The following is a 19472-nucleotide window of genomic DNA, read 5'->3' on the forward strand; positions in this document are numbered from 1 at the left end:
CCGTCCGGCGTTTGAGGACGAGGCCGTTCAGGCCGAAGCGGGGGTCTGGGGGCGGCAGCCCCCAGGGATGGGACGGGTAGGGGCGGCGGGGGCGAACCAAACCACCCGAGCCGAAGCCGAGGTCCACCCATGACCCCCCGCCGCATCGAGGGCCTCCTCCTGGGCCTAGCCGCAGGCGACGCCGCCGGCTGGCCCGCCGCCCGCCACCGAGCCGCCCGCATGCCCGACTGGACCCGCCGCCTCACCCGCGAACTCGACACCTTCGCCGAACAGAACGCGACAACCACCCTCCCCGTACCGATCGCCCTGAACCAACCCCCGGAACCCCTCCGCCTGGGCCCCTCCGACGACGCCGAGTGGGCGGCGTTCGCGGCAGAGGCCCTGCTACGCGCCGGCGACGACACCGTGCTCGGCGACCTGAGCCGCGAACGCCGCGCCCGCGCCGCCATCGACCTGTCCTGGAACGCGGTCGCCAGCGAGGTGGCCGCCGCAGCCGAACGCGCCCCCGAGGTCGAATCGGCGGTACTCCCCCTACGCGCCCGAATCTCCGTACGCGCAGGCCTAGGCAACCTCGCCGCCGGCCTACGCCCACCCGCCACCGGCCACGACAACCCCCACTACTTCGACGACGCGGCCTGCGTACGGGCGTGCGTACTGGCCGTGGCCCACCCCGGCAACCCCCGACTCGCCGCCGAACTGGCCGAGTTCGACGCCCGCTACACCCAGGACGGCGACGGCGTGCACGGCGCCCGCGCGATGGCGGCGGCCCTCGCCCTGGCGCTGACCGGCGAGAAGGTCGAGGCGTGCGTGAACGCGGCCCTCGCCGAGCTGCCCGAGGGCACGGAGATCGGCCGCAACACCCGCCACGCGCTGAAGCTCGCCCAGGACACGGACGGCGCGTTCGCCCTGGTCCCGCTGCTGGAACACCAGATCGTGGACCACGTCTACAGCTACGGAATCGCCGCCGCCGAGACGGTCCCGGTCGCCCTGGCGCTGGCCACCGCGGCACAGGGCCGGATCGCGGAAGCGGTCCCGGCGGCGGCCTGCCTCTCCCGGGTCGCGGACTCGGCCCCCGCCCTCGCGGGCGCCCTCACCGGAGCGCTGGGCGGCGGCGCCACGATCCCGACGGCCTGGCGGGACGCCTGCCGCACCCTCTCCGGCTGCGCCCTCCCCCGCCTGACCGGCACGGACCTCGTGGAACTCGCCGAACTCCTGGAAGCCACGCAACGGGCCGCTCCAGGTGGATGATTCGGGGCATGACGCCCAAAACAACAGAAACCAATAAAGCAGGCCAAGTGCTGGGCCTGGACGAACGGATCACCGCCGCCCTGGTCGGCGCGGCCGTCGGCGACGCTCTCGGCGGCCCCGTCGAGGGCTACACCCCCGAGCAGATCCTCGAACGCCACGCGGGCCGCGTCCACGGCATCGTCGGCCCCTGGAACGGGGACGCCTGGCGCACGGCCCGCCCGATCGCCCCGTACCACAAGGGCGACGGCCACGTCACCGACGACACCTTGATGACCCACGCTCTGATCCGCGTCTACGCCAAGGTCCGCGACCACCTGGACGCGTACGCGGTCGCCGGCCACCTGGTCCCGGACCTGATGACGACCCCCCGCTGGATCCCGGAGCTGGAGGCCGAGGCACTCCCCCTCCAGCGCATCTTCCTGGCGGAGAAGTGGCTGGTGGCCCGGATCCACTACGGCCACATCGACCCCCGCGAGGCAGGCGTGGGCAACATCGTCAACTGCGGTGCGGCGATGTACATGGCCCCGGTCGGCCTGGTCAACGCGGCCAACCCGGCGGGCGCTTACACCGAGGCCCTCGACATCGCGGGCGCCCACCAGTCCTCGTACGGCAGGGAGGCGGCGGCGGTCTTCGCGGCGGGAGTGGCGGCGGCCTGCACCCCGAACGCGACCCCCGACTCCGTGATCGGCACGTGCCTCTCCCTCGCGAAGGACGGCACCCGAGCAGCCATCGAGACGGTGTGCGAAGTGGCCTCCCGCTACTCGGACTTCGAATCGGCACTGCGCCCGCTGCGGGAGGCGGTGACGCCGTACGACACGGTGGGCCCGGACTACCGCACCCCGTCGCTGGGCGCCCGTCGCCCGTCCCGTCTCCACGCGATCGAGGAACTCCCCGTGGCGCTGGGCATGTTGGCGGTGGCGGGCGGCGACTTCCGTCATGCGGTGCTGGGTTCGGTGAACTACGGCCGCGACTGCGACTCGATCGCCACGATGGCCGGGGCCCTGGCGGGCGCCCTGGGCTCCGAGGTGCCGTCCGACTGGTCGAAGACGGTCGCGGAGGCGAGCCGCCTGGACCTGTGGGAACCGGCCCGCACGCTCACCGAGGTGACCCGGGAGGTCTTCGAACAGGACGTCCACCGACGCCGTTCCCACGAGGAGGCGTTCGCCCAGCTCAGGAGCCCGGGATGCTCCGACTGACCTGGGTCCAGCCGGAGGACCTCCTCGGCCACGAATTGTGCCAGGCAACCCAGGACGGCCGCGAGCCCGGCAGAATCGCCGCCCGCTGGCGAGCAGCGGGCGGCCCGGAAGCCCCGTCCCGCGCGGGCGCGTCCCCGGACCGGGCGTCACGCTACTTGCGACAACTGGCAGAGGACCTGCTGGACGAACTGGCAGACCTGCCAAGCGGTTTGGCGGACGACGAACCGACCGACCTGAACCAGATCCGGGCGCTGTGCCGCGACTGGCCTTTGGGGGGTCCGGGGGCGGAGCCCCCGGTTTCGAGAAGGGGTGGGCTTGGGGAAGAGATCCGCCCCACCTCAGCCCCCACTCCCCTCCGCCTGGAAGCCGCCTGGCTGGGCAGAGCCGCAGGCTGCCTCCTGGGCAAACCGGTGGAGAAACTCCCCCTGCACGCCATCCGCAAACTCGCCCAGTCCACCGGCAACTGGCCCCTGAACACCTGGTTCACAGCCAGAGGAGTCCCCCAAGAACTCACCACCGCCCACCCCTGGAACCGCCGCTCAGCCCCCACCTCCCTCGCCGAGAACATCAACGGCATGCCCGAGGACGACGACCTCAACTACCCCCTCCTCAACCTCCTCCTGCTCCAACGCCACGGCCCCCACTTCACCACCACGGACGTGGCGAAACTCTGGCTGGACGAACTCCCCGCAGGCCGCACCTTCACGGCCGAACGCATCGCCTACCGCAACCTCCTCTCCGGCCTCGAACCCCCACTCACCGCCCGCCACCGCAACCCGTTCCGCGAATGGATCGGCGCCCTGATCCGCGCCGACGTCCACGGCTGGACCAACCCCGGCGCCCCGGCCACCGCCGCGGAACAGGCGTACCGCGACGCGACCCTCACCCACACCGCCAACGGCGTCTACGCGGCGATGTTCACGGCAGCCACCATCGCCCAGGCAGCCACCGGCACCCACGACATCCACACCTGCCTGCGCACAGGCCTGACAGTGATCCCCCCACACTCCCGCCTCGCCACAGCCATCCACCACGGCATCCAACTCGCCGAAACCCACCCCGACTTCACCACCGTCGTGGACGAACTCCACGCCACCCACGCGACCACCTACCACTGGGTCCACGCCATCCCCAACACCGCCCTGATCGCCGCCGCCCTCACCCACGCCGACGGCGACTTCACCGGCTCCATCTGCCGTGCCGTGTCCGGTGGTTGGGACACCGACTCCAACGGCGCCACGGCCGGCAGCATCGCCGCCCTCCTCGCAGGCTCCCCCGACGCCCTCCCCGACCGCTGGATCACCCCCCTGAAGAACCAACTCGCCACCTCCGTCGCCGACTTCAACGGCACCGGCTTCGACGACCTCGCCCGACTGACGTACTCCCTCACCCACTTGGAGGCAGCCCACCCATGACCCACATCGCCGTGCTGGGCAGCACGAACATGGACCTCGTCGCGTACGTCGGCAAGGCTCCACAGCGCGGGGAGACGGTGACGGGACGTGAGTTCCGTACGGTCCCCGGCGGCAAGGGCGCCAACCAGGCCGTGGCTGCGGCCCGTTCGGGTGCCGACGTCTCGATGATCGGCGCGGTGGGCAACGACACGTACGGCACCCAACTCCGCTCCACGCTGGAGCACTCCGGCGTCGACACCGACCATCTCCGCACCGTCGAGGGCCCCTCCGGCACCGCACACATCGTCGTGGACGACGAGGGCGGCAACGCGATCGTCGTCATCCCCGCCGCCAACGGCACCGTCATCGCTCTCGCCCCCGGCGACGAGGGCCTGATCGCCACCGCCGACGCACTGCTGCTCCAGCTGGAGATCCCGCTCACGGCGGTGATCGAGGGCGCCCAGGCCGCGCACCGCCACGGCGTCCGCACGATCCTCACCCCGGCCCCCGCCCAACCGATGCCACCCGAACTCCTCGCAGTCACCGACCTGTTGGTGCCGAACCAGCACGAGGCAACAGCCCTCACCGGCCTGACCGACCCTCACCAGGCGGCCATCGCGCTTCTCGACCAGGTACCGGAGGTCGTGGTCACCCTGGGCCCGGCCGGCAGCCTGTACGCGACCCGGGGCGCCGAACCCGTCACCCTCACCGTCCCCGCGCCACCCGTCACCGCCGTGGACTCGACCGGCGCCGGCGACACCTTCGTAGGCGCCCTCGCGGTGGCCCTGGCCGAAGGGCGCCCGATGCCGGACGCCCTGGCCTGGGCCTCGGCGGCAGGCGCACTCTCCGTACAACGGCCGGGCGCGTCGGCATCAATGCCGTACCGCTCGGAGATCGAGGCCAGGTACACATCATGAACGCACCCAAGCCCCCCACCCCCACACCCGGTACGACCACGGAAACCACAACCCCCGCGGCCCCCCTCACGGGCCTCCGCGTCCTCGACCTGGCCACCCTCTTCGCCGGCCCGCTCGCCGCCACCATGCTCGGCGACTTCGGCGCCGAGGTGATCAAGATCGAGCACCCGGTGAAGCCCGACCCCTCCCGAGGCCACGGCCCGTCCAAGGACGGCATCGGCCTCTGGTGGAAGCTCCTGGGCCGCAACAAGCGCACGATGACCCTGGATCTGTCGAAGGCCGGAGGCCGCGCCACCCTCCTCCACCTCGCCAAGACAGCCGACGTGATCATCGAGAACTTCCGCCCGGGCACCCTGGAGAAATGGGACCTGGGCTGGCCCGAACTGTCCGCCGCCAACCCACGCCTGGTCCTCGCCCGGGTCACCGGCTTCGGCCAGTTCGGCCCGTACGCCCACCGCCCCGGCTTCGGCACCCTCGCGGAGGCGATGAGCGGCTTCGCCGCGATCACCGGCGAACCGGACGCACCCCCGACGCTCCCGCCCTTCGGCCTCGCCGACTCGATCGCGGGCCTGGCCACCGCGTACGCCGTCATGACGGCCCTCGCCGCCCGCGACCGCACCGGCGAGGGCCAGGTCGTCGACATGGCGATCATCGAGCCGATCCTCACGGTCCTCGGCCCGCAGCCGCTCTGGTACGACCAGTTGGGCCACGTCCAGCCGCGCACCGGCAACCGCTCACAGAACAACGCCCCCCGCAACACCTACCGCACGGCCGACGGCACCTGGGTCGCCGTGTCGACCTCGGCCCAGTCGATCGCCGAGCGCGTGATGCGTCTGGTCGGCCGCCCGGAACTGATCGACGAGCCCTGGTTCACCACGGGCGCCGACCGCGCCCGGCACTCGGACGTCCTCGACGAGGCGGTCGGCTCGTGGATCGCCCGCCACTCCCACACGGAGGTCATGGCGGCCTTCGAGAAGGCGGAGGCGGCGGTGGCCCCGATCCAGGACGTACGGGAGGTGATGACCGACCCGCAGTACCAGGCCCTCGACACCATCACCACGGTCGACGACCCCGAGCTCGGCCCGATCCGTATGCAGAACGTCCTCTTCCGTCTCTCCGCGACCCCCGGCGCGATCCGCTGGGCGGGCCGCCCGCACGGCGCGGACACCACGGCCGTCCTCACCGAACTGGGCCTGGCCGAACACGAGATCGACACCCTCCGCACCGAGGGCGCCCTATGACAGCCACCCCACTGACCTGGCTGTACGTCCCGGGTGACCGCCCCGAAGTGGTCACCAAGGCCCTCGCCTCCGGCGCCGACGTGGTCGTCGTCGACCTGGAGGACGCGGTCGCCCCCGACCGCAAGGAGTACGCCCGCACAGCCACCGCCGAACGCCTCACCGACCCCCAGCCGGTCCCGGTCCACGTCCGGATCAACGCCCTGGACGGCCCGTTGGCCACCCCCGACCTCCAGTCCCTCGAAGGCCTCCCCGGCATCTCGGGCCTACGCCTCCCGAAGGTGACGGCACCCCAGGACGTCGTACGAGTGGCCACCCTGCCCTCCGCAGCCGGTCTCCCGCTGCACGCCCTCCTCGAAACCGCTCTCGGCATCGAACACGCCTTCGCCATCGCGACCGCCCACCCCGCCCTGCACGGCATCGCGCTGGGCGAGGCAGACCTCCGGGCCGATCTGGGGGTACGGGGAGACGTAGGCCTCGACTGGTGCCGTTCCCGGGTCGTCGTGGCCGCACGGGCGGCCGGACTCGCCCCGCCGCCCCAGTCGGTCCACCCTGACATCCGGGACCTGGACACCCTGGCCGCGTCCTGCGCCCACGGCCGCGCCCTGGGCTTCCTGGGCCGGGCGGCGATCCACCCCCGCCAGCTCCCGGTCATCGAACGCGCCTATCTGCCCACCCCGGAGGAGATCGAAGAGGCCGAGCAGATCGTCAAGGCGGCTGCGACGGACGAGGGCGCCCAAGCCCTCCCGGACGGCCGCTTCATCGACGCGGCGGTGGTGGCGGCGGCCCGCAGAACCCTGTCCCTGGCCGACCGCGACCGCCCCTGACCCGCACAACGAACGAGGGCGCCCCGGTCGGACCGGGGCGCCCTCGTCGTCGTACAACCAACGCTCAACTCTTCTTGGTCGGCTCCGCCTCGGCCTTGTCCTCGGAGTCGACCTTGCTCTCGCCGTCGTCCTCGGTCTTGCCGTCGTCCTCGGTCTCGCCGTCCGGATCGGCCTCGGCCTTCACCTCCGCCGATTCCGCATCGCCCTCGTCACCCTCGGCGGCATCCTTGGCCGAACCGTCGGAGACATCCGGCTCCACGACTTCCTCCCGGCCGGGGCGCTTCTTCGCCGAGAGCACGAAGTAGACCACCGCGAGGATGAAGACGACGATCGCGGTCCAGTTGTTGAGCCGCATGCCGAGGATGTGGTGGGCCTCGTCGACGCGCAGGTACTCGATCCAGAAGCGGCCTACACAGTAGGACGCGACGTACAGCGCGAACGCCCGTCCGTGCCCGAGCGTGAAGCGGCGGTCGGCCCAGATGACCAGGAGCGCGACGCCGACGCACCACAGGGACTCGTACAGGAAGGTCGGGTGGTAGTAGCCCGGGACCCGGCCGTCGGTCGAGGAGGTGATGTGGACGGCCCAGGGGACGGTCGTCTCGCGCCCGTACAGCTCCTGGTTGAACCAGTTGCCCCACCGCCCGATCGCCTGTGCGAGGGCGATACCGGGAGCGAGGGCGTCGGCCCACGCGGGCAGCGGGATACCGCGCCGGCGGCAGCCGATCCACGCACCCAGCGCACCGAGCGCGATCGCGCCCCAGATACCGAGGCCGCCCTCCCAGATCTTGAAGGCGTCCACCCAGTCGCGGCCCTCGCTGAAGTACAGCTCGTAGTCCGTGATCACGTGATAGAGGCGGCCACCGACCAGACCGAAGGGCACGGCCCAGACCGCGATGTCGGCCACCGTGCCGGGTCGGCCACCGCGGGCGAGCCAGCGCTTGTTGCCGAGCCAGACCGCGACGAAGACACCGATGATGATGCAGAACGCGTAGCCGCGCAGCGGAATGGGTCCAAGGTGCAGCACCCCGCGCGACGGACTGGGAATGTAGGCGATATCCATGGCAGTCCCGACGCTACCTTGACGGGTGCGGCGGATGTGAGCCGCCCCGGGCAACGGCTCCATAACGGGCGGTGCCTCCGGTTCCGCTCACGATGCCGAACCGGAGGTCCCCGGGGAACCCGAGAAGCACCCAGGCCTACGCCTTGTCGGCGGCCTCCACCATCTGCTTCAGCTTCGCCGGGGTCATCGTCTGGTCCTGGTAGATGTTCTTCCCATCGAGCAGGACGGTCGGTGTGCCGCCGAAGCCGCCGCTCTGGAAGGCCTCGTTCGACTTCGCGACCCAGCTGTTGTGCGTGCCGTCCTCGACACATGTCCGGAACGCGGTTGTGTCGAGTCCGTCGACCTTCTCCGCCAGTTCGATGAGTCTGCTGTTCTTCGCGAAGGCGTCGTCGCTCTCCTGCGGCTGGTTCTCGTACAGCACGTCGTGGTACGCGGTGAACTTGCCGGCATCCTGGGCGCAGGCGGCGGCGTTGGCCGCGTGCCGGGAGCCGCTGCCGCCCATGTTGCCGTCGATGATCGTCGCCAGGTGGTAGTTCACCTTCAGCTTGCCCGCGGCCGTCAGCTCATGGATGGTCGAGCGGTAGTTGGTCTCGAAGGACTGGCAGGCCGGACAGCGGAAGTCCTCCCACACCGTGAGCGTCGACTTGGCGCTCTCCTCGCCCACCGGGATCGCGAGGCTGTCCTTGCCCTGCGCACCCGAGGGCGCCACGACCGGACCGGCGCTCTCGCTCTTGCTGTCCTTGCCGGAGTTCGCGGCGACGACACCGATCACCGCCGCGAGGCCCAGCACGCAGACGACACTGGCGCCCACGATCAACGCCCGCCGCCGCTTCTCCGCGGACTTCTGCTTCTCACGCTCGACCGCCAGCCGCTCGCGGGCGGTGCGCTTTCCGTCACGATTCTTCTCGCTCACACCCGCAGAACGAACCGGGGAGACGCATTGCGCCTCCCCGGCCCCAGGTCCACCCGTTCGGGCGACCTGTACGAAATGTCCTGCCTGTATGCCCTACCGGTTTTACGCGGTGCCGCGCACGCCCTTCGCGAGGTCGGCGGCGAGTTCCCGCACGGCCTCGACACCGGCCGCGTGGTCCGGGGCGTCGAGCATCCGCTTGACGAAGGCCGAGCCGACGATCACACCGTCGGCGAAGCCGGCGACCTCGGCGGCCTGGGCGGCATTGGAGACCCCGAGGCCGACACAGACGGGCAGGTCGGTGCCGGCGCCGCGAGTGCGCCGGACCAGATCCTCCGCCTGCGCGCCGACCGACGCCCGGGTCCCCGTGACGCCCATGAGCGAGGCGGCGTACACGAATCCGCTGCCGGCCGCGGTGATCTCGGCGAGCCGTCCGTCCTTGCTGCTGGGCGCGACGACGAACACGGTCGCGAGGCCGTGCTTCTCCGCGTGCTCCCTCCACAGCGCCGACTCCTGCACGGGCAGGTCGGGCAGGATGCACCCGGCGCCGCCCGCCTCCGCGAGCTCGGCGGTGAACCGCTCGACGCCGTAGCGGTCGATCGGGTTCCAGTACGTCATGACGAGCACCGGCTTCCCGCTGGCCTCGTAGGCCTCCCGGACCGTACGCAGCACGTCCGCGATCTTGACGCCGCCGCGCAGGGCGATGTCGTCGGCGGTCTGGATGACGGGACCGTCGAGCACCGGGTCGCTGTGCGGCAGCCCGACCTCGACGATGTCGGCGCCGCCCTCGAACACGGCCTTGACGGCGTCGATCCCGCCGTCGACGGTCGGGAACCCGGCGGGGAGGTACGCGATGAGCGCGGAGCGTCCCTCGGCCTTGGCACCGGCGAGGGTGTCGCTCAACAGCTGGATGTTGCCGCTCACTTGGCGTCCCCCTCGATCTCGGCGGCAGCGCTGTCCGCGTTGGCCGCGACAGTGGCGTCGGGCTGGTTGTCGTACAGGCCGAAGTACCGGGCGGCGGTGTCCATGTCCTTGTCGCCGCGCCCGGAGAGGTTGACGACGATCAGGCCGTCCTTGCCCAGCTCCTTGCCGACCTCCAGGGCGCCGGCCAGCGCGTGCGCGCTCTCGATGGCCGGGATGATGCCCTCGGTACGCGACAGCAGGCGCAGGGCCTGCATGGCGGCGTCGTCGGTGACCGCGCGGTACTCGGCGCGGCCGGTGTCCTTGAGGTAGGAGTGTTCGGGCCCGATGCCCGGGTAGTCCAGTCCGGCGGAGATGGAGTAGGGCTCGGTGATCTGCCCCTCCTCGTCCTGAAGGACGTAGGACCGCGACCCGTGCAGGATGCCGGGCTCACCGGCGGTGAGGGTGGCGGCGTGCTCGCCGGTCTCGACACCGTGTCCGCCGGGCTCGCATCCGATGAGGCGGACGTCGGCGTCGGGGATGAAGGCGTGGAAGAGCCCGATGGCGTTGGATCCGCCGCCCACACAGGCGACGGCGGCGTCGGGCAGCCGCCCGGCCTGCTCCAGGAGCTGCCTGCGGGCCTCCACACCGATCACCCGGTGGAAGTCGCGCACCATGGCCGGGAAGGGGTGGGGCCCGGCGACGGTCCCGAAGAGGTAGTGCGTGTGGTCGACGTTGGCGACCCAGTCCCGGAACGCCTCGTTGATGGCGTCCTTGAGGGTGCGGCTGCCGGACTTCACGGCGATGACCTCAGCGCCGAGCATGCGCATCCGGGCGACGTTGAGGGCCTGGCGCTGGGTGTCGATCTCACCCATGTAGATGGTGCATTCGAGCCCGAACAGCGCACAGGCGGTCGCGGTGGCGACGCCGTGCTGACCGGCGCCGGTCTCGGCGATGACCCGGGTCTTACCCATCCTCTTGGTGAGGAGGGCCTGACCGAGCACGTTGTTGATCTTGTGGGACCCGGTGTGGTTCAGGTCCTCCCGCTTGAGGAAGACCCGGGCGCCACCGGCGTGCTCGGCGAACCGGGGCACCTCGGTGAGGGAGCTGGGGCGGCCGGTGTAGTGGACGAGCAGGTCGTCGAGTTCACGGGCGAACTCGGGGTCCGACTTCGCCTTGTCGTACTCGACGGCGACCTCGTCGACGGCGGCGACGAGGGCCTCCGGGATGAACTTGCCACCGAAGGCACCGAAGTACCCGTCGACGTTGGGCACTTGGCCCTGAGGATCAGGAATGAAGAACTCACTGGACATACGGCTGCTACCTCGCAGGGGCAGGGCCCCGGGGTTCGGTCTGGACACGGGAAGCGTGAGAGGGCTGAGCAGAGCGGCGCCTCAGAAACTCCGGCGCTGAAGACGCGCCCCATAGGGGCGCGGGGAACTGCGCGACCAGCCACAACGAACCCGCAGCCGAAAACGCACCCCTACTGCCGAGCCCCGCAGGGCCATCGCATGCCGTTCACCTGTCCCGGCTCATCCCCGATGACATACCGAACCCGCCGCCCATGCACGCGCCGCGCCGGCGCACGACAGCCGCGCGGACGGCAGCCGCGCGCGAGGCGGGCGTACCGGTCCATGGGTGTCAGGGTGAGTGTCATCGCGGCCAACTCTAGCGGGGGATCAGCCGCGCCCGTGCCGCAGCGCGGGATGCTCGCCGGCTGCCACCAGGTCGGAGACCGCCGTCTTCGGGTCCTTGCCCGTGACCAGGGACTCGCCGACCAGGACCGCGTCGGCGCCGGCGTTGGCGTACGCGATGAGGTCGTGCGGGCCTCGGACGCCCGACTCGGCGATCTTGACGATGCTGTCGGGGATCTCGGGGGCGACCCGCTCGAACGTGGAGCGGTCGACCTCCAGGGTCTTCAGGTTGCGCGCGTTGACACCGATGACCCGGGCCCCCGCGTCGACCGCCCGCTCGACCTCGTCCTCGTCGTGCACCTCGACGAGCGGGGTGAGTCCGATGGACTCGGCGCGCTCGATGAGGGACTCCAGGGCGGGCTGGTCGAGGGCGGCGACGATCAGCAGGGCCAGGTCGGCGCCGTACGCCCGTGCCTCCCACAGCTGGTACGACGTGACGATGAAGTCCTTGCGCAGCACCGGGATGTCCACCCGGGCGCGCACGGCCTCCAGGTCGGCCAGCGAGCCGCCGAAGCGGCGCTGTTCGGTGAGGACGGAGATGACGGCCGCGCCGCCCGCCTCGTAGTCCGCCGCGAGGCCGGCCGGGTCGGCGATGGCCGCGAGCGCGCCCTTGGAGGGGCTGGACCGCTTGACCTCGCAGATGACCTTGACGCCGTCGCCGCGCAGTGCGGCGACCCCGTCCTTGGCGGCGGGAGCCTTCGCCGCGCGTTCCTTGAGCTCGTCGAGGCTGACGCGCGCCTGCCGCTCCGCGAGGTCGGCACGGACTCCGTCGATGATCTCGTCGAGCACACTCACGCGAGCGGCCCCCTTCCAGACGGTAGGCGATTGACTGTTCCAGCCATTCACACCATTGAAGCTGCACAAACTGTCAAAGCTGGTCACTCCGATGGTATCCGGAGGAGGGCATGCCCCTCACATCCGGTTGACACCGGTCCCACTACCTGGACATTCATCATTTGATCAAGGGTGGAGCCAGCCACCGAACGGCAGGTTCCGGACAACCGTGAAGACCAGCAACAACGTCCCCAGGCTCCACAGGTGCACCGGCCCGAGATCGATCCGCATCGGCCGTCCGCGTACCGCACGGACCACCCAGACGGTCCATACGACGGCGAAGGCCAGGTATCCCGCCACGGCGAGCGCGTTGGCCCCGAGGGCCGTCACCCAGTCCCCGTGCACGAAGGCGTAGGCGCTGCGCAGACCTCCGCAGCCGGGGCAGTACACGCCGGTCAGGCGCAGGAGCGGGCAGACGGGGTAGTGCCCGGGTTCGTTGGGGTCGACCGTCCCGACGTACGCGAAGGCCCCGGCGACGGCCGCGAGCACCCCGGCGGGCACGGCCACCCTCCCCAGGACGGCACCGGCGCCCGAGGGCACGCCTTGCTGAGCCCGCTCGGTGTTCACCCCACGCATTCTGCCCCCTGCGGGGTGTACACGCGCCAGAGGCGGCCCCGGCGTCGTCGCCGTGCCGCCCCTGCCAGTCCTCGAATACGGGATTCAGCTCTCGGCGCCCGCCGGTTCACGCGTCGACGCGACCTCTCGGGCCGTCTTCTGCTTGCCGAGGCCCATCGCGGCCATGATCCAGCCGACGACACCGCCGAGGACCGAGAGCACCATGCCGGCCCAGAAGCCCAGCGGCTCGGCCATCACCATGAAGGCTCCCGCTACACAGAAGCCGATGATGGAGATGGTGACGCCGGTCCAGGCGGCCAAAGTGTGACCGTGGCTGCTGCCCGCCATGACTTGCTCCTCGTTGCTGAGTTGCTGGTTGTTGAATGCAGGACGTGGTGAGCCGGAAGCTCGTCGCCCATTGTCCCGCACGCGCGCGGGTGCAGAACCCCGGGGGTCACGCCAGCGAGTCGCCCCGGCCGGAGCGCCCCTCAGGGGCGCGAGGAACTGCGCGACCAGCCACAACGGACCCGCAGACAACGCACCGCCCTTCCAGCGGAGCGCTACGCGCCGGTGGGGTCCTCACCCCGGTCCAGCGCTTTCCAGATCTCCTCGGGCCGGTCGGGATCCACCGCCGTCGCCCGCCGCCGCGGACGCGGCGCACCCCCACGCTCGTACCGCCCGGACATGGCCGGCCACAGACGCCCGTACCGCAGCGCCAGAAGCCCCGCGAGCAGGATCAGCGCACCGCCGACGGCCGCCGCGTACGGCCACGCCGTATGGCTGAGGGTGTTCACGGTGGCCGCCGTGTCCCCGCTGGCCTGGGCGGCCTTCTCGTCGAGCGCGGAGCTGTCGGAGGCGCCGAGGACGGCCGCGGCGACCGTACCGGCGCCGGACAGCGCGAGCAGCGCGGCGACCAGGAGGCGGCCGGAGCGGCGGACGGCGAAGACGGCGACGAGCGCGGCGAGACCCACTATCGCGAGGGCCGCGGGCACGCCCGTGACGTCGCTGCCGCTGGCGGTCAGCGGGAAGGCGCCGCCGGCGACCGTCGCGGTGCCCTCCGACCAGCGCTGGCGGGTGGCGAGCAGCGCGACGGCCGCGCCCAGCGCACCGGCCGACAGGGCGACGGCGAGGCTGAGCCGGCCGGCCCGGCCGGGGAGGGGGGCTTCGGAACGCGGGGAAGGTACTGGTACGGCTGTCACGTACCCCACTATCGCCCCAACCCCGGGTGAACCGGCACCCGGGGCCCGCGTGAGAAGCGCCCCATTGGTGGGACCTTGTCAGCGGAAAGGCCCTACTGTCCGAGCCGGTTCGCCGTGTGGACGGCGCGCAGGACCGCCGCCGCCTTGTTGCGGCACTCGTTGTCCTCCGAGACCGGGTCGGAGTCGGCGACGATGCCGGCGCCGGCCTGGACATACGCCGTGCCGCCCCGCAGCAGGGCCGTGCGGATGGCGATGGCGGTGTCGGAGTCGCCCGCGAAGTCGAGGTAGCCGACGGCGCCGCCGTACAACCCCCGCCTGGACGGCTCCAGTTCGTCGATGATCTGCATCGCGCGCGGCTTGGGCGCCCCGGAGAGCGTGCCGGCCGGGAAGCAGGCCGTCAGGACGTCGAAGGCGGTGCGGCCCGCCGCCACCCGGCCGGTGACGGTCGAGACGATGTGCATGACGTGCGAGTACCGCTCGACGGACATGAAGTCGACGACCTCGACGGAGCCGGGTTCGCACACGCGCCCGAGGTCGTTGCGTCCGAGGTCGACGAGCATGAGGTGCTCGGCGCGCTCCTTGGGGTCGGCGAGGAGTTCCTCGGCGAGTGCCTGGTCCTCCTGCGGGGTCGCCCCGCGGTGCCGGGTGCCGGCGATGGGGTGGACCATGGCGCGGCCGTCCTCGACCTTGACGAGGGCCTCGGGGGACGAGCCGACGACGTCGAACCCGTCGAAGCGGAACAGGTACATGTAGGGGGAGGGATTGGTGGCCCGCAGCACCCTGTACACGTCCAGCGCGCTTGCCGTGCACGGCGTCTCGAAGCGCTGGGAGGGGACGACCTGGAAGGCCTCCCCCGCGCGGATGCGCTCCTTGATGTCCTCGACGGCGACCTGGTAGTCGGGGCCGCCCCACAGGGCCGTGTACTCGGGGAGTTCGGAGGGCGGGAGCACGGCGGGCGGCTGGGAGACCGCGCGCGCGAGGTCGGCCTGCATGGCGTCGAGACGGGCCACGGCGTCGGCGTAGGACTCGTCGACGCCGGTGTCGAGGTCGTTGTGGTTGATCGCGTTGGCGATCAGCAGGACCGAGCCCTCCCAGTGGTCCATGACGGCCAGGTCGCTGGTGAGCAGCATGGTCAGCTCGGGCAGCTTGAGGTCGTCCCGCTCGCCGGGGCCGATCTTCTCCAGGCGGCGCACGATGTCGTACCCGAGGTAGCCGACCATGCCTCCGGTGAAGGGCGGCAGGCCCTCCTGGTGGGGCGTGTGGAGGGCCTCGATGGTGGCGCGCAGGGCGGCGAGCGGGTCGCCGTCGACGGGGACGCCGACGGGCGGGGTGCCGAGCCAGTGGGCCTCGCCGTCGCGCGCGGTGAGGGTGGCGCTGGAGCGGACGCCCACGAAGGAGTAGCGGGACCAGGAGAGACCGTTCTCGGCGGACTCCAGCAGGAAGGTGCCGGGGCGTTCGGCGGCGAGCTTGCGGTAGAGCGCGACCGGGGTGTCGCCGTCGGCGAGGAGCTTGCGGGTGACGGGGATGACGCGCCGGTCGGTGGCCAGCTTGCGGAAGGTCTCGAGGTCCATGGCGGCTGACCTTACTGACCCTGCGGGAGTACGCCGGAATCGGCGTCCTCGAACGACACGTCGAGCAGGACGTCGGCGTCGAAGCAGGTCCGCGCGCCGGTGTGGCAGGCGGCACCCACCTGGTCGACCTTGACGAGCACGGTGTCGGCGTCGCAGTCGAGGGCGACGGACTTCACGTGCTGGAAGTGGCCGGAGGTGTCGCCCTTGACCCAGTACTCCTGGCGGCTGCGCGACCAGTAGGTGCAGCGGCCGGTGGTCAGCGTGCGGTGCAGCGCCTCGTCGTCCATCCAGCCGAGCATGAGCACCTCACCGGTGTCGTACTGCTGGGCGATCGCGGGGACGAGCCCGTCGGCGCCGCGCTTGAGGCGCGCGGCGATCTCCGGGGCCAGGGGACTGGGGGGCGTGCTGCTGGTCATGGGCCCATTGTGCCGCGCCCCACTGACAGTCCCGGCGGGGTGTCCACTGGGCGGACCTCGTGGACGGTCGTAGGCTTGCAGACATGTCGACCCATGCGAAGCGTGAACGACTTCTCCTCGCCGACCTGTTGGAAACCGCGGGTCCGGACGCCCCCACCCTGTGCGAGGGCTGGAACACCCGTGATCTCGCCGCGCACGTGGTGGTGCGCGAGCGCCGCGCGGACGCCGTCGGGGGAACCTGGATCAAACAGCTCGCGCCCCGGCTGGAGCGGGTGATGACGGAGTTCGCCGAGAAGCCCTACGAGGAGCTGATCCAGCTGATCCGTACGGGTCCACCGCGTTTCTCGCCGTTCTCCCTGAAGCAGATCGACGAGGCGGCGAACACCATAGAGTTCTACGTCCACACCGAGGACGTGCGCCGCGCACAGCCCGACTGGACACCCCGCGAGCTGGACCCGGTCTTCCAGGACGCCCTCTGGTCCCGCCTGGAACGCACGGCCCGCCTGACGGGCCGCAGCGCCCCCACAGGCCTGGTACTGCGCCGCCCGGACGGCCGCACGGCGGTAGCCCACCGAGGCGTCCCGGTGGTCACGGTGACAGGCGAGCCGTCAGAGCTGCTCCTGTTCGCGTACGGCCGCCAGAACGCCGCAGACGTAGAACTAGAGGGCGACAAGGAAGCGATCACAAAGCTTCACGAATCAAAGCAACTGGGCATCTAAGACGCGCCCCGCTTTTAGGGGCGCGGGGAACTGCGCGACCAGCCACAGCGGACCCGCAGCCAAAGGACTACCCGTCAACGAACAGGATGCCCAGCACCACGCAACACATCCTTCACCTGCCCGATCCGCAAATCCCCAAAGTGGAAAACAGAGGCAGCCAGAACAGCATCCGCCCCCGCCGCGACAGCAGGCGGAAAGTCCGCAAGCCGCCCCGCTCCCCCACTGGCGATCAACGGCACGCGCACGTGCTTACGTACGGCCTCGATCATCTCGATGTCGTACCCGTCCTTCGTCCCGTCCGCGTCCATCGAGTTGAGCAGAATCTCCCCGGCGCCCAGTTCAGCGGCCTGGTGCGCCCACTCGACGGCGTCGATCCCGGTACCGCGACGACCGCCGTGGGTGGTGACCTCGAAGGACCCGGACTCGGTACGGCGCGCGTCCACGGACAGCACCAGCACCTGCCGCCCGAACCGCTCGGCGATCTCCCGGATCAGGTCCGGCCGCGCGATGGCGGCCGTATTGACGCCCACCTTGTCGGCGCCCGCCCGCAGCAGCTTGTCGACGTCCTCGGCCGCGCGCACCCCGCCACCCACGGTGAGCGGGATGAACACCTGCTCGGCGGTGCGCCGGACCACGTCGTACGTCGTCTCACGGTTGCCGGACGACGCGGTGATGTCCAGGAACGTCAGTTCGTCGGCGCCCTCGGCGTCGTACACCTTGGCCATCTCGACGGGGTCGCCCGCGTCGCGCAGGTTCTGGAAGTTGACGCCCTTGACGACCCGGCCGTTGTCCACGTCCAGGCAGGGGATGACTCGCACGGCAAGGGTCATGCTGCGGCTTCTCCGTGTTCTCCGCCGGGGCGGAACGCCTCCACCTCGACCTCGACGACCAGGCTGGGGTCCACGAGGCCGGAGACGATGATCATGGATGCGGCGGGCCGGACGGCGTCGAACAGCTCCTTGTGAGCGCGTCCGACGTCGTCCACGTCCCGCGCGTGGGTGATGTACATGCGGGTACGCACGACGTCGTCACGGCCGAGCCCGAGCTGCTCCAGCGCCGCGAACGCGACGTTGAAGGAGTTGATCGTCTGCTCGTACGGGCCGCCTCCGGCGATCTCGCCGTCCACGATGGACGTGCAGCCGGAGACCAGCACCAGACCATTGGGCAGCTCCACCGCGCGGGAGTAGCCGAAGGCCTCCTCCCAGGGGGCACCGGTCGTGACACGCCGTACGTCACTCACTTGGCCACCGCCTCCAGGGCCTCTTCCAGGGTGAACGCCTTCGCGTAGAGGGCCTTCCCGACGATGGAGCCCTCGACACCGAGCGGCACCAGTTCGGCGATGGCCCGCAGGTCGTCCAGGGACGACACGCCGCCGGAGGCCACGACCGGGCGGTCGGTCGCCGCGCAGACGTTGCGCAGCAGCTCCAGGTTGGGGCCCTGGAGCGTGCCGTCCTTGGCGATGTCGGTCACGACATAGCGCGCGCAGCCCTCGCCGTTGAGCCGCTCCAGCGTCTCGTAGAGGTCACCGCCGTCGCGGGTCCAGCCGCGTCCGCGGAGGGTGGTTCCGCGTACGTCCAGGCCGACCGCGATCTTGTCTCCGTGCTCGGCGATGACCTTGGCGACCCACTCGGGGGTCTCCAGGGCGGCCGTACCGAGGTTCACGCGCGTGCAGCCCGTCGCCAGGGCGGCGGCCAGCGTGTCGTCGTCGCGGATGCCGCCGGACAGCTCCACCTTGATGTCCATCGCGCCGGCGACCTCGGCGATCAGCTTCCGGTTGTCGCCGGTGCCGAAGGCCGCGTCCAGGTCGACCAGGTGCAGCCATTCGGCGCCCGAGCGCTGCCAGGCGAGGGCGGCCTCCAGGGGGGAGCCGTACGAGGTCTCCGTGCCGGACTCGCCGTGCACGAGGCGGACGGCCTGGCCGTCGCGGACGTCGACGGCGGGGAGGAGTTCGAGCTTCGCGGAAGTCTTCGGGGACATCAGAGGGTTCCGATCCAGTTGTTCAGCAGCTGCGCTCCGGCGTCGCCGGACTTCTCGGGGTGGAACTGGGTGGCCCACAGGGCGCCGTTCTCGACGGCCGCCACGAAGGGCTTGCCGTGTGTCGACCAGGTGACCCCGGGGGCGCGCATCAGCGGGTTCGTGATCTCCAGGGACCAGTCGTGGACGGCGTACGAGTGGACGAAGTAGTAGCGCGCGTCGGCGTCCAGGCCCGCGAAGAGCTGGGAGTCCGCCGGTGCCTCGACGGTGTTCCAGCCCATGTGGGGCACGATGTCGGCCTGGAGCGGCTCGACCGAGCCGGGCCACTCGTCGAGGCCCTCGGTCTCGACGCCGTGTTCGATACCGCGTGCGAACAGGATCTGCATGCCCACGCAGATGCCCATCACGGGACGGCCGCCGGCCAGTCGGCGCCCGACGATCCAGTCGCCGCGCGCCTCCTTGAGTCCGCGCATACAGGCGGCGAAGGCGCCGACGCCGGGCACCAGCAGCCCGTCCGCGTTCATGGCCTTGTCGAAGTCACGCGTTATCTCGACGTCGGCGCCCGCGCGCGCGAGAGCGCGTTCGGCGGAGCGGACATTGCCGAAGCCGTAGTCGAAGACGACCACTCGTTGCCGTTTCTTGCCGGAGCTACTCAATTCCAGACCTCCAGCCTCAGCACGCCGGCGACGAGACACATCCCGGCGCCTATCGACAGCAACACGATGAGGCTCGCCGGCATCTTCTGCTTGGCGAAGGAGTAGACCCCGCCGGCCAGGAAGAGCCCGACGACGATCAGTACGGTGGAGAGGCCGCTCATGGC

At 71.1% G+C, this 19472-nt stretch carries 23 protein-coding genes; 7 read left to right on the top strand and 16 right to left on the bottom strand.

The window, feature by feature from the left end; all coding sequences use genetic code 11:
* Positions 1–45: 45 nt before the first annotated feature.
* From ACWCRB_RS37895 to ACWCRB_RS37920, 6 genes are read left to right on the top strand one after another with little or no spacing between them, the layout of a single operon-like run.
* Positions 46–1248 carry an ADP-ribosylglycohydrolase family protein gene (locus ACWCRB_RS37895; RefSeq protein ID WP_451000418.1) on the top strand — a complete coding sequence of 401 codons (1203 nt, stop codon included), beginning with the start codon at positions 46–48 and terminating at the stop codon, positions 1246–1248.
* Between the two features lie 8 nt (positions 1249–1256).
* Complete coding sequence (locus tag ACWCRB_RS37900; RefSeq protein ID WP_451000395.1) at positions 1257–2444, top strand: ADP-ribosylglycohydrolase family protein; 1188 nt, start codon at positions 1257–1259, stop codon at positions 2442–2444.
* A complete protein-coding gene (locus ACWCRB_RS37905; RefSeq protein ID WP_451000396.1) occupies positions 2432–3859 on the top strand; it encodes an ADP-ribosylglycohydrolase family protein in 1428 nt (475 codons plus the stop codon). Before ACWCRB_RS37900 ends, ACWCRB_RS37905 begins: the two co-directional genes overlap by 13 nt.
* Positions 3856–4755 carry a ribokinase gene (gene rbsK / locus ACWCRB_RS37910; RefSeq protein WP_451000397.1) on the top strand — a complete coding sequence of 300 codons (900 nt, stop codon included), beginning with the start codon at positions 3856–3858 and terminating at the stop codon, positions 4753–4755. The genes ACWCRB_RS37905 and rbsK overlap by 4 nt, the downstream gene beginning before the upstream one ends.
* The gene (locus ACWCRB_RS37915) at positions 4752–5996 is read left to right on the top strand and encodes a CaiB/BaiF CoA transferase family protein (protein ID WP_451000398.1); all 1245 of its coding nucleotides are present in this window, start codon (positions 4752–4754) and stop codon (positions 5994–5996) included. Before rbsK ends, ACWCRB_RS37915 begins: the two co-directional genes overlap by 4 nt.
* Positions 5993–6820 (top strand): HpcH/HpaI aldolase/citrate lyase family protein, encoded by an 828-nt coding sequence (locus ACWCRB_RS37920; protein ID WP_451000399.1) that lies wholly within the window; start codon positions 5993–5995, stop codon positions 6818–6820. Before ACWCRB_RS37915 ends, ACWCRB_RS37920 begins: the two co-directional genes overlap by 4 nt.
* Before the next feature lie 64 nt (positions 6821–6884).
* On the opposite strand, the gene lgt is transcribed toward ACWCRB_RS37920, so the two are convergent.
* The 11 genes from lgt to hisI form a co-directional block, all read right to left on the bottom strand.
* Positions 6885–7880: a prolipoprotein diacylglyceryl transferase gene (lgt, locus tag ACWCRB_RS37925; protein WP_451000400.1), complete on the bottom strand. Its 996-nt coding sequence runs from the start codon at positions 7878–7880 to the stop codon at positions 6885–6887.
* Between the two features lie 136 nt (positions 7881–8016).
* Positions 8017–8793: a DsbA family protein gene (locus tag ACWCRB_RS37930; RefSeq protein WP_451000401.1), complete on the bottom strand. Its 777-nt coding sequence runs from the start codon at positions 8791–8793 to the stop codon at positions 8017–8019.
* A gap of 102 nt (positions 8794–8895) precedes the next feature.
* The gene (gene trpA / locus ACWCRB_RS37935) at positions 8896–9714 is read right to left on the bottom strand and encodes a tryptophan synthase subunit alpha (protein WP_451000402.1); all 819 of its coding nucleotides are present in this window, start codon (positions 9712–9714) and stop codon (positions 8896–8898) included.
* Positions 9711–11003, bottom strand: a complete 1293-nt coding sequence (trpB, locus tag ACWCRB_RS37940; protein WP_451000403.1) for a tryptophan synthase subunit beta — start codon at positions 11001–11003, stop codon at positions 9711–9713. The genes trpA and trpB overlap by 4 nt, the downstream gene beginning before the upstream one ends.
* A 170-nt stretch (positions 11004–11173) precedes the next feature.
* Entirely contained in the window at positions 11174–11347 is a 174-nt protein-coding gene (trpM, locus tag ACWCRB_RS37945) for a tryptophan biosynthesis modulator TrpM (protein WP_415924305.1), read from the bottom strand.
* Positions 11348–11369: 22 nt separating this feature from the next.
* The gene (trpC, locus tag ACWCRB_RS37950) at positions 11370–12179 is read right to left on the bottom strand and encodes an indole-3-glycerol phosphate synthase TrpC (protein ID WP_105975727.1); all 810 of its coding nucleotides are present in this window, start codon (positions 12177–12179) and stop codon (positions 11370–11372) included.
* A gap of 165 nt (positions 12180–12344) precedes the next feature.
* On the bottom strand, positions 12345–12794 hold the full coding sequence (locus tag ACWCRB_RS37955; protein WP_451000404.1) for a DUF2752 domain-containing protein: 450 nt from the start codon (positions 12792–12794) through the stop codon (positions 12345–12347).
* A gap of 84 nt (positions 12795–12878) precedes the next feature.
* Entirely contained in the window at positions 12879–13121 is a 243-nt protein-coding gene (locus ACWCRB_RS37960; RefSeq protein WP_451000405.1) for an HGxxPAAW family protein, read from the bottom strand.
* 212 nt (positions 13122–13333) lie between these two features.
* Positions 13334–13981: a TIGR02234 family membrane protein gene (locus tag ACWCRB_RS37965; protein WP_451000406.1), complete on the bottom strand. Its 648-nt coding sequence runs from the start codon at positions 13979–13981 to the stop codon at positions 13334–13336.
* 83 nt (positions 13982–14064) lie between these two features.
* Positions 14065–15543, bottom strand: a complete 1479-nt coding sequence (locus ACWCRB_RS37970) for an anthranilate synthase component I (protein WP_451000407.1) — start codon at positions 15541–15543, stop codon at positions 14065–14067.
* An 11-nt stretch (positions 15544–15554) separates the two neighbouring features.
* Positions 15555–15959 (bottom strand): phosphoribosyl-AMP cyclohydrolase, encoded by a 405-nt coding sequence (hisI, locus tag ACWCRB_RS37975; protein WP_389350113.1) that lies wholly within the window; start codon positions 15957–15959, stop codon positions 15555–15557.
* Positions 15960–16042: 83 nt separating this feature from the next.
* Here hisI and ACWCRB_RS37980 point away from each other — a divergent pair, with 83 nt between their 5' ends.
* Positions 16043–16678: a TIGR03085 family metal-binding protein gene (locus tag ACWCRB_RS37980; RefSeq protein ID WP_451000408.1), complete on the top strand. Its 636-nt coding sequence runs from the start codon at positions 16043–16045 to the stop codon at positions 16676–16678.
* A 74-nt stretch (positions 16679–16752) separates the two neighbouring features.
* Here the strand turns inward: ACWCRB_RS37980 and hisF are convergent, their stop codons facing one another.
* The 5 genes from hisF to ACWCRB_RS38005 are packed head-to-tail and all read right to left on the bottom strand — an operon-like array spanning position 16753 to position 19469.
* The gene (gene hisF, locus ACWCRB_RS37985) at positions 16753–17508 is read right to left on the bottom strand and encodes an imidazole glycerol phosphate synthase subunit HisF (RefSeq protein WP_451000409.1); all 756 of its coding nucleotides are present in this window, start codon (positions 17506–17508) and stop codon (positions 16753–16755) included.
* Positions 17505–17918, bottom strand: a complete 414-nt coding sequence (locus ACWCRB_RS37990; RefSeq protein ID WP_451000410.1) for a RidA family protein — start codon at positions 17916–17918, stop codon at positions 17505–17507. Before ACWCRB_RS37990 ends, hisF begins: the two co-directional genes overlap by 4 nt.
* Positions 17915–18655, bottom strand: a complete 741-nt coding sequence (priA, locus tag ACWCRB_RS37995; protein ID WP_451000411.1) for a bifunctional 1-(5-phosphoribosyl)-5-((5-phosphoribosylamino)methylideneamino)imidazole-4-carboxamide isomerase/phosphoribosylanthranilate isomerase PriA — start codon at positions 18653–18655, stop codon at positions 17915–17917. Before priA ends, ACWCRB_RS37990 begins: the two co-directional genes overlap by 4 nt.
* Positions 18655–19314 (bottom strand): imidazole glycerol phosphate synthase subunit HisH, encoded by a 660-nt coding sequence (gene hisH / locus ACWCRB_RS38000; RefSeq protein WP_389350360.1) that lies wholly within the window; start codon positions 19312–19314, stop codon positions 18655–18657. Before hisH ends, priA begins: the two co-directional genes overlap by 1 nt.
* The gene (locus tag ACWCRB_RS38005; protein ID WP_369035095.1) at positions 19305–19469 is read right to left on the bottom strand and encodes a hypothetical protein; all 165 of its coding nucleotides are present in this window, start codon (positions 19467–19469) and stop codon (positions 19305–19307) included. Before ACWCRB_RS38005 ends, hisH begins: the two co-directional genes overlap by 10 nt.
* Positions 19470–19472: the final 3 nt, after the last annotated feature.

This window comes from Streptomyces sp. NPDC002156, from assembly GCF_053593675.1.

Coding starts and splice junctions, on each gene's coding strand:
- ACWCRB_RS37955 (WP_451000404.1), bottom strand. CDS start 12,794: ATGCGTGGGGTGAACACCGAGCGGGCTCAGCAAGGCGTGCCCTCGGGC.
- ACWCRB_RS37900 (WP_451000395.1), top strand. CDS start 1,257: ATGACGCCCAAAACAACAGAAACCAATAAAGCAGGCCAAGTGCTGGGC.
- ACWCRB_RS37960 (WP_451000405.1), bottom strand. CDS start 13,121: ATGGCGGGCAGCAGCCACGGTCACACTTTGGCCGCCTGGACCGGCGTC.
- hisI (WP_389350113.1), bottom strand. CDS start 15,959: ATGACCAGCAGCACGCCCCCCAGTCCCCTGGCCCCGGAGATCGCCGCG.
- lgt (WP_451000400.1), bottom strand. CDS start 7,880: ATGGATATCGCCTACATTCCCAGTCCGTCGCGCGGGGTGCTGCACCTT.
- ACWCRB_RS37915 (WP_451000398.1), top strand. CDS start 4,752: ATGAACGCACCCAAGCCCCCCACCCCCACACCCGGTACGACCACGGAA.
- hisF (WP_451000409.1), bottom strand. CDS start 17,508: ATGACCCTTGCCGTGCGAGTCATCCCCTGCCTGGACGTGGACAACGGC.
- ACWCRB_RS37905 (WP_451000396.1), top strand. CDS start 2,432: ATGCTCCGACTGACCTGGGTCCAGCCGGAGGACCTCCTCGGCCACGAA.
- ACWCRB_RS38005 (WP_369035095.1), bottom strand. CDS start 19,469: ATGAGCGGCCTCTCCACCGTACTGATCGTCGTCGGGCTCTTCCTGGCC.
- priA (WP_451000411.1), bottom strand. CDS start 18,655: ATGTCCCCGAAGACTTCCGCGAAGCTCGAACTCCTCCCCGCCGTCGAC.
- trpM (WP_415924305.1), bottom strand. CDS start 11,347: ATGACACTCACCCTGACACCCATGGACCGGTACGCCCGCCTCGCGCGC.
- rbsK (WP_451000397.1), top strand. CDS start 3,856: ATGACCCACATCGCCGTGCTGGGCAGCACGAACATGGACCTCGTCGCG.
- trpB (WP_451000403.1), bottom strand. CDS start 11,003: ATGTCCAGTGAGTTCTTCATTCCTGATCCTCAGGGCCAAGTGCCCAAC.
- ACWCRB_RS37920 (WP_451000399.1), top strand. CDS start 5,993: ATGACAGCCACCCCACTGACCTGGCTGTACGTCCCGGGTGACCGCCCC.
- ACWCRB_RS37970 (WP_451000407.1), bottom strand. CDS start 15,543: ATGGACCTCGAGACCTTCCGCAAGCTGGCCACCGACCGGCGCGTCATC.
- ACWCRB_RS37980 (WP_451000408.1), top strand. CDS start 16,043: ATGTCGACCCATGCGAAGCGTGAACGACTTCTCCTCGCCGACCTGTTG.